This is a genomic window from Prevotella sp. SGI.167 (assembly GCF_050313615.1).
In the GTDB taxonomy this organism is placed as follows: Bacteria; Bacteroidota; Bacteroidia; order Bacteroidales; family Bacteroidaceae; genus Prevotella.
The window spans coordinates 1-787 of the sequence record NZ_JBNPLT010000110.1 but is presented as its reverse complement, the minus strand read 5'-3'; the positions used below and the strand labels follow the sequence as shown (position 1 = coordinate 787).

Genomic DNA, 787 nt, shown 5'->3' with positions numbered 1-787 from the left:
AGGTAAAAAAGTAAAAAATCTGCGTCATCTGTGAAATCTGTGGGACTTTTAAAGGTAAAAAATCCGTGAGAATCGTGAGATCCGATGAACAATTCATCCGATGAAATAAATCATCAGATGAATTATTCTTCCTTGATCTTCCATTCGCTGATGGTGCGTTGGGTGCTGTCGAAGCTGATGCCGATTTTTACCAGGCGCTTGCCCTCTGAATGATATGGGAGCATGTAGCCCTTTTCATCTATCTGCGCCAACGCCTCCTCGGCACTCTTGTCTACCTTCAACTCGAAGACGTAGATGGTGTCGGGCATGTGCATCACGGCATCAGCCCTGCCTATCGCACTCTTCACCTCCGTTTGAATATAAATATTCAGGAAACTGAACATCAGATAGAAAATGGTCTGATAATGCTTCTCGCTATGATTCTCCAGGTCGTACGGAATCGTTGCCAGATAGGTACGCATGTGCTCCAGTGCCGCCTCAATATCGTTGCGGTAAACTGCCTTGCTGAACCCCAACAGGAAGGCATCATTGTCGGAACGGCGAGGATTCACATAATGAGGTATCAATGAATTGAGTAAGCCGTTACGAACCTCCCTGTTCGGGATGCCTAAAGTATATTCCTGAAACATCGGATTATACTTCTTGATAGTCAGATATCCGCTCTGATAAAGCAATGGCAAGGCATCGGTCATCTCCTCCGTTGATTGGTCGAAGGAGTTCAGTACCGCCTCCTGACTCTCCAGTGTAGCCAGATTGACGTGATACTTATCCAGCTGTTTCAGGAGAA

The 787-nt window shown here is 46.0% G+C and carries 1 protein-coding gene; it reads right to left on the bottom strand.

Annotated elements, in window-relative coordinates; translation table 11 throughout:
* Positions 1-122: 122 nt before the first annotated feature.
* On the bottom strand, positions 123-787 hold a 665-nt coding region (locus tag ACQRBJ_RS16095; RefSeq protein ID WP_445304237.1), incomplete at its 5' end, for a PD-(D/E)XK nuclease domain-containing protein.